The organism is Massilia jejuensis (assembly GCF_042656795.1).
Taxonomy (GTDB): domain Bacteria; phylum Pseudomonadota; class Gammaproteobacteria; order Burkholderiales; family Burkholderiaceae_D; genus Telluria; species Telluria jejuensis.
Genome location: NZ_JBHSMS010000013.1, coordinates 36773 through 44029 on the forward strand (window position 1 = coordinate 36773; position 7257 = coordinate 44029).

General features: G+C 73.8%; 6 protein-coding genes. All 6 read left to right on the plus strand.

Translation table 11 applies throughout. The features are described 5' to 3' along the window. The first annotated feature begins 4 nt into the window (after positions 1-4). The gene (locus ACFPOU_RS03325) at positions 5-1336 is read left to right on the plus strand and encodes a hypothetical protein (RefSeq protein ID WP_379717191.1); all 1332 of its coding nucleotides are present in this window, start codon (positions 5-7) and stop codon (positions 1334-1336) included. Further along, entirely contained in the window at positions 1333-1887 is a 555-nt protein-coding gene (locus tag ACFPOU_RS03330; RefSeq protein ID WP_379717193.1) for a hypothetical protein, read from the plus strand. Before ACFPOU_RS03325 ends, ACFPOU_RS03330 begins: the two co-directional genes overlap by 4 nt. A gap of 2 nt (positions 1888-1889) precedes the next feature. Then, positions 1890-2936, plus strand: a complete 1047-nt coding sequence (locus ACFPOU_RS03335; protein WP_379717195.1) for a hypothetical protein — start codon at positions 1890-1892, stop codon at positions 2934-2936. Continuing rightward, positions 2933-3955 (plus strand): hypothetical protein, encoded by a 1023-nt coding sequence (locus ACFPOU_RS03340; RefSeq protein ID WP_379717197.1) that lies wholly within the window; start codon positions 2933-2935, stop codon positions 3953-3955. Before ACFPOU_RS03335 ends, ACFPOU_RS03340 begins: the two co-directional genes overlap by 4 nt. A 78-nt stretch (positions 3956-4033) precedes the next feature. Then, a complete protein-coding gene (locus tag ACFPOU_RS03345) occupies positions 4034-6229 on the plus strand; it encodes a hypothetical protein (RefSeq protein ID WP_379717199.1) in 2196 nt (731 codons plus the stop codon). Positions 6230-6239: 10 nt separating this feature from the next. After that, the coding region (locus ACFPOU_RS03350) for a protein kinase domain-containing protein (RefSeq protein ID WP_379717201.1) at positions 6240-7257 on the plus strand (1018 nt) is incomplete at its 3' end.

Consider the following 7257-nt stretch of genomic DNA (forward strand, 5'->3'; position numbering starts at 1 on the left):
AGGTATGCGTTTGCCGGGAACCCGGTATCAGGAGCCAGGCTGGGAGCAGGTGCGCAAGCTGCTCGGACAGTGCTCGCTCGACGCCTTTGCGCGCTGCGACCTCGCCGGACTGCTCGCGCCCGCCGGCGGCGGCGACGGCCTGGCGCTGTACGTCGACCTGCTGGCGGCCAGCCTGCACGCGGCCGGCCGCGGCGCGCGCGGCCGGGCCGCCGGCAACAGCTATGGCGACAGCGTCGCCGAGCTGGCCCTGCTGCTGGCCTACGAGCTGGCGGCGCGGCCGGCGGACTGGGAGGCGTTTCGCACGGCCATCGCCGGCGAGCATGCGCGCGCGCCCGCCTTCTGGCGCCATCCGGGAGGTGAAGCGCTGCTGCGCAAGAAGGTCAACGACATGTTCGCCGTCCTGCGCGACAAGGTCGATGCCGACAATTACCAGGCCGCCTGCGGCCGTCCCTGCAGCCCGAACCGCCTGTACGCCTACCGCATGCTCGACACGGCCTACGGCGACATCGCGCGCCTGTTCGCCGGCTGGCAGATGCACCGCGCCCAGGTCGGCGCCATCCTCGGCCGGCCGCTGGACGCGGCGCAGCCGATCGAAGTGCGCCAGCTCGGCGCGATCGGCGCCTGCCGCCCCGAATGGATCCTGCGCTGGAGCGAGACGCTCGAGCGCTTCGGCGGCACCCCCGGTCCGCTGCACACGCGCTCGAAACGCTTCGACAGCCTGAAGGACAACCGCGAGAAGATCGGCGCCATGCTGGCCGAGATCGGCGAATATGAAGCGCTCTCGGCCAACCGCGACCGCGACTGGCTGCAGGATGCCGACACCTCGGCCGCCTGGATCGAGGATTACTGGCGCGTGCTGGACGAGTCGGGCGCGGGCAGCACGCCTGGACCGGACCAGATCCTGGAAGCGCTGGAGGACGAGGATGGCGGGCAGGCCGTGGCGCCGGAGGCAGCCGAAGCAGCCGCCGAAGCCGCCGACGCGGCCGGCGCCGCGGACGGCGCCGACGAGCCGCTCGCCGCGCTGCGCGCGCACGCGGTTTCACTGCCCCCCGGCTTTGTACTGGCGGCGGGCGCGGCGCAGGAGCCGGGCAGCTGGAGCGCGCGCATGCTGGCCGGCGCATCGCTGGCGGTGCGCCTGGCGGTGTACGCGAAGCTGCTGGGGCCGGACGACGACAGCTATCCGGACGCCTGGCGCGATCCGGCCACGAACGCGCTGCCGACGATGGTGCAGCTGGCCGCGCTCGACGGCGTCTCGCTGCCGACCCTGCGCAAGCGGCGCGATGCGGCGATCGCCAGCCTGCAGGCGCATGCAACACAGAATGGGAGAAGCGAATGAATACGGAAAGCCGGATCGAGCGCAAGCTGCGCGAACGTCTGCTGACGGCGCCGCGCGTGGCGGGCGACCGCCTGGTGCTGAGCGACGCCGTGCTGCGCGCGGCCCTCGACGGCAGCCGGCCGCTCACCGCCGGCGAGCGCGCGGCCCTGCAAGCGTCGCCCCTGACCACGCGGCGCCTGCGCACGCTGGCCCTGCAAGCACGCGCCGCCGCCAGCGACGCCTGGCACGGCAGCAGCGGCATGCTGCGCGCGGCCGACAGCGGGCAGGCGCTGCTGCACCTGGACACCGAAGATGGCTGGTGGCGCCTGCATTTCGTCGGCGCCGCCGATGCGCGGCGCGTGGTCCTGCAACTGATGCCGGAGGCCCCGTTCGCGGCGCGCCTGCTGCGCGCACGGCTGCACTTGCGTGTGGTCGACGGCGCCGGCGGCGAAGTGCTGTCCGGCCGGCTCGACCCCGATGGCGAGTGCGAATGCGCCTGGCCCTTCGCGCTCGACCCGGCCGCGCATTTCCAGCGCCACGGCGCGGCCTTCGCGGTCCAGCCGGCGCGCTAGCGATGCTCGAATTCTTCAAGCGCCTGTCGCGCGCGCCCCAGTTCGATGCCGCCGGCCTGGGCACGGACGTGATCGCGCGTCCGGTCGGCGCGGGCTGCGTGCTGCCGCCCGCCGGCGTCGGCGTCGTGGTGGCCGCCAGCGGCCACACGCGCCGCGTCAGCGCGGGCGGGCGCTTGACCCTGGCCGAGGGCGAAGCCGGCTGGTGCTTCCATCCGGGACCCTATGGCTGCGACCTGGTCCCGTTCGCGGCGGCGCCCGAGATCGGCCTGCGCCTGCATTTCGCGATTGACAGCCCGGACCGGCGCGTGACCCAGCAACGCTTCGACCTGTTCCTCGCCAGCGAAGCGGCGGGCGAGCTGACGCTGGCGAACCTGGGCGCGCGCATCGAGGCGGCCCTGCAGCGCGAACTCGGCCAGGGCAACCTGGACTTGCCGCCCTGTGCGACGCTGGACGAATGGAATGCGTTCCGGGGCGGCTTCAACCAGCTGCTCTACACCCGCTTCGGCGTCACGGTCGACGACTGCGTGCCGGTCGACCTGGGCGGCACGCGCGATTACGCGCAGGCGTTGCAGGCGCGGGCGGCCGCCGCCGTCCCGGCCGCGCCGGCCGCACCTGCCATTGCGGCGCCGCATGCGGCCGACGCGGCAGGCGGCGATGCGCGCGCGCTGCGCCGCCTGTTCCTGGAACTGCCTTGCGTGATGTGCCGCATGCGCCAGGCGGCGCTGCCGCAAGGGCAGGACGCCTTCCGCCGCCAGCAGGCCTTGCTGCGGCGGCTGGACCTGGCCTGCCTGGCGGCGTCCACCATGCCGGCGCTCGGCCTGGCGGCGCCCGGCCAGGCGCTGGCCCCCGCGGACCAGCGGCGGCGCGCCGGCCACAGCCTGCGCGCCGCCGCCGCGCTCGACGAAGCCTGGGCGCTGCTGGCGCGCCTGGAAACGGCCGGCGACGAAGGACTCGAGCGCCTGCTCGACGAAGCCGACCGGATCGTCGCCAATGTCGAGGATGCGCTGGCCGCGCGCAAGCGCACGGCCAGCGCGGAGGAGGCGGCATGAGCGCGCCTGCCCCGGCCAGGCCGGACTGCGCGGTCGTGCGCACCGTGCTCGCCGACGGCAGCGTCGCGACGGTGACGGCCACGCGCCGCCCGCGCGCCGGCCGTGCCGACGTCAAGTGCAGCGCCCCCGGCGCGCCGCTGCTGGCCGCGCGCATGGCCCTCGTCGCGCGCCTGGCGCGCCATACCGAAGCGCGCTACGACAGCCGCGACCAGGTGGTCATCAGCCTGGACCGCGCGCCGCATCCCTCGGAGCGCGACTGGGAACTGGCCGTCGTGCTGGCCGACCGCGGCGCGCGCGGCCTGCTGGCGCCCGGGCCGGGCGTCATCGCCAACGGCTGGTCCGACGCATGGCAGCTCGGGCGCATCGCGGGCCACGACACGACCAGGCTGCCGCCAGGTGCGCTGCGCGGCGGACCCGGTCATTTGCACCATCTTGGTGCATTCAGCGGCCAGCCCGACGTGGCCGCTTCGGTTTCGAGCGCGCGCGCCTGGTTCCCGCTGCACAGCGGCGGCATCAACGACGCCCTCGGCTGGGTCGAGGTCAGCGTCTACCCGCTGGGCGGGGACGGTGGCGAGGCGGCCGACGAGGACGCGATCGCCGCGCCCGGCCTCGACGGCGTGCGCCAGGCGGCGCTGCGCCAGGTGCTGCTGGGCGCGCGCCATTTCGACGGCGCCCGGACCGCGCGCTGGCGCACCACGGTGCGCTTCGGCGCCGCCGCCTTCCACGGCAATTCCTACGAACTGGCGCTGGTGCTGGCCGACCGCCTGGCGCGCGGACGCGAATTCGTGCCGCGCGGGCGCATCATCGCCAGCGGCTGTTCCAGCGCCTGGCATGCCGGGCTGGTCGAGCCGGTCGAAGGGCTGGCGCCGAAATGCGCCCTGATCGAACGGACGGCGCAGCGCGGCGACCGCGTGCTGCTGCCGCGCGCCTGGGAAACGCAGTTGCCGCCGGGGCTGGCGCAGGCGCTGCGGGCAAAGGGCGCCAGCCTGGCCTGCGTCGAGCGCATCGGAATCATTTGAAACGGCCGCGCCTGATAGAATCTGGCGCGACCGGCGCACTGTTGAAAGTCGTGAATCACCTGAGGATGGAGTCGGATCATGGTCCAGATGTTCGGTTTTGGCGGTAGCAAATGCCCGCGTTGCGAGCACAAGAACGCGGGCGGCGCGGGCTATTGCGCGGCGTGCGGGATCACGCTCGGCGCCCCGCGCAACGCGCCGCTGCTGGTGGAAAACCGCTGGGTCGCCGGCGCCGACGAGCTGGCCGTCTTCTTCGGCGTGCGGGCGCTGTCCGGCATCTTCGTGAAAACCCTGCGCGTGCCCGCCACGGCGCGCGCCTACATCCTGCAAGGCGGGCAAGCCACCGAAGTGCCGCAGGGCGAATACGAGATCGAAGGCTTCTTCTCGCGCCTGAACCATTTGCTGCGCGACGGCCACGCCGAGATCCTGGTCACGCGCACCAGTGCGCTGCCGGTCGAATTCGCTTTCGACGACCTCGAGACCGCCGAGCACCTGGCCGTCGGCGCGCGCTTGAGCGTCAGCCTGCGCGTCGAGAACGTGCCCGCCTTCGCGCGCCATTTCATGACCATGCCGGGCACAGTGACCACGGGCGAGCTGCGCGAACTGCTGCAGCCGGCCGTGCGCCAGCTCGCCGCCGAATTCATCGGCAGCCGTTCGCTGCGCGAGATGGCCGGCCGGAGTGCGCTGCGCGCCGAGTTCGACGAGCGCCTGCAAGGAGCCTTGCGCCTGCTGCTGGCCGACTATGGCCTGGGCGTGGCGCAGGTCGACACGCTGGCCCTGCGCCACGACAAGTTCGACGCCAACCGCGCGCGCATCGGCACGCTATGGCTGGCGGCCGACGAGCGCCGCGTGCAGCTGACGCACGCGCGCCAGCTCGAAGAACTGTACGACGAGCAGGCCTGGCACCGCATCGCGCGCGAAGAACAGGCGGCGCGCCTGCGCCTGCGCCGCCTCGAACTGCAGGAAAGCGAGACCCTCGACCGGGGCGAGGTCAGGCTCGATCATGCCGAGCGCGCCATCGCCCTGCGCGCGCGCGAGATCGACCTGTATGCGCGCGTGGCCGAAGCGAAGTCCAGGCGCGAAGCGGTCGAGCGCGGCGCCGGCGAGCTCCTGGCCGAACTCGAGCACGACCTGGCGCACAAGCGCGGCCAGCGCGCCGGCGCCCAGGCCGAATGGGCGCACCTGCAAGCGCTGGCCGCGATCCGCATGCGCGGCGCGCTCGAAGTGGCGCAGCAGGAAGCGCAGCAGACGCGCACCCTGGCGCGCCAGCGCTTTGCGCAACAGCTGCTGGCCCAGCAGATCCGCAACAAGGTCGAGCAGGCCAAGGACATCGAGGATGCGGTGCGCCAGCGCGCGGAACTGGCCCGCCTGCGCGCGAACGAGCAGGCGCTGTCGCAGCGCGCGCGCGCGCTCGACGAGGAAGAGCACAAGGCCCAGTTCGGCCTGGTGCTGCTGGCCAACGCCGCGCGCCGGCGCGCACTCGAGCGCGAAGAGGAATGGATCGAGCTGCAGGCGCAAGCCAGGGTGCGGGCGCACATGCGCGGCGAGGACCTCGAGGCCGAAGGCGTCAGGCAACAGATCGACGCCTTGCGCCGCACCGGCGGCCAGCAAGAGTCGATCGCCCAGCACGAGAAGCTGCTGCGCACGATCGAGGCCGAGCAGCGCCAGGCGCGCGCCGCCAGGGAAGTCGAGCTGCTGGCCGAAGAACGCCGCCACCAGCAGCGCCGCGCCGAGCAGGAAGCGAACTGGCAGCAGGAATTGCGCCGCCTGGGCGCGCAGCGCGCCGAACGCGCCGCCGAGCTGGCGCACGCCCTCGACCTGGCGCGCCTGGACATGGCGCGCGCCGAGTCGCTCGACGCGCTCGACGACACCACCAAGCTGGCCGTCGCGGCCGCGCCGAATGCGGCCGTGCTGGCCGACTACCTGAAGACCCGGGTGCATGCGGGCATGGACGCCGGCCAGCTGGCGGCCCTGGCCGGCGTGGTGGCCGCCGGCGGCGCGAACGAAGCGGCGAGCCTGGCCCGGGAAGCCATCGCGGGCGAACGCGCGCGGCGCGACGCCGAGGTCGACCAGGACCGCCGCCACCAGCTCGCGCTGCTGGCGCTGCAGAACGACGTGAACAAGACGGCGCTCGGCGCCCAGGCGCAGGTGGCCGGCACGGTGGGCGCGGCGCTGGCCGCGGCCGGCGCGCCCGCCAGGGCCTGCGCCTGCATCCATGGCCACCCGGTACGCGGCGGCGACCGTTTCTGCGGCGCCTGCGGCGCGCCGCTCGCTTGACGAAAGCGCGATGCAAACTGCCATCGACAAGATCCGCGAGCTGCGCGCCCTGCACGAGGACGGCCTGCTGAGCCGCCAGGAATTCGAGCAGCGCAAGAACGCGATCCTCGACGCCGCCCACGTGCCGCCGGCGGGCAGTCGCGCGGCCCCGGCAGGCGCGCCGCGCGGAACCGAACTGGGCTTGATGGTGGGCCAGCAGGTCGGCCCGGCCAACCGCCGCTACCGCCTCGAACGCCTGATCGCGCTGGGCGGCATGGGCCAGGTGTGGCAGGCGACCGACCTTGCCACGCATGCGGAACTGGGACACAGCGCCCAGGTCGCCTTGAAGATCCTCTCGCCCGAAGTGACGGAAAGCTCGGGCCACGCCAAGCTGCTGGTGCAGGAAGCCACGCGCGCGCGGCGCCTGGCGCACGAACACATCGTGCGCGTCTACGACTGGGCCCAGGACCCGGCGACGGCCAGCTATTTCGTGATCATGGAATGCCTCGAAGGCGAAGACCTCGACAGCCTGCTGGCACGCGAGGGAACATTACCGCTGGCGCGCACGCTGGCGCTCTTGCGGCCGGTCGGCGTCGCCCTCGACTACGCCTGGGACAAGCACCGCCTGGTGCACCGCGACATCAAGCCGGGCAATGCCTTCGTCACCGCGCGCGGCGAGGTCAAGCTGCTCGACTTCGGCATCGCCGCGCGCGTGCGTGCCGGCGGGCGCGCCTCGACCGAGGCCCCGGCCTTGTCGGGCACGCCCGGCTACCGCGCGCCGGAAGCGGGCAGCGCCGCAACGGCGCCCTCGCGCGCGCTGGACGTGTATTCGGTGGCGGTGATGGTGCACCAGATGGTGGCCGGGATCGCCGCGCCCGCGACCGGCGCGCCCGCCCGGCCGGACAACCTGAGCGACGACCAGTGGCGCGTGCTGGCGAGCGGCTTCGCGCACGACCCGGCGGCGCGCCCGCCCAGCGTGTCGCAGCTGCTCGACCTGCTCGGCGCGGCGCCGCAACGGGCCGGCGCGGCCGCCGCCGCGCCGGCCGCCT

Bases quoted from the DNA above. Each gene is read 5' to 3' on its own strand.
- ACFPOU_RS03325 (WP_379717191.1), top strand. From the start codon at position 5: ATGCGTTTGCCGGGAACCCGGTATCAGGAGCCAGGCTGGGAGCAGGTG.
- ACFPOU_RS03330 (WP_379717193.1), top strand. From the start codon at position 1,333: ATGAATACGGAAAGCCGGATCGAGCGCAAGCTGCGCGAACGTCTGCTG.
- ACFPOU_RS03335 (WP_379717195.1), top strand. From the start codon at position 1,890: ATGCTCGAATTCTTCAAGCGCCTGTCGCGCGCGCCCCAGTTCGATGCC.
- ACFPOU_RS03340 (WP_379717197.1), top strand. From the start codon at position 2,933: ATGAGCGCGCCTGCCCCGGCCAGGCCGGACTGCGCGGTCGTGCGCACC.
- ACFPOU_RS03345 (WP_379717199.1), top strand. From the start codon at position 4,034: ATGGTCCAGATGTTCGGTTTTGGCGGTAGCAAATGCCCGCGTTGCGAG.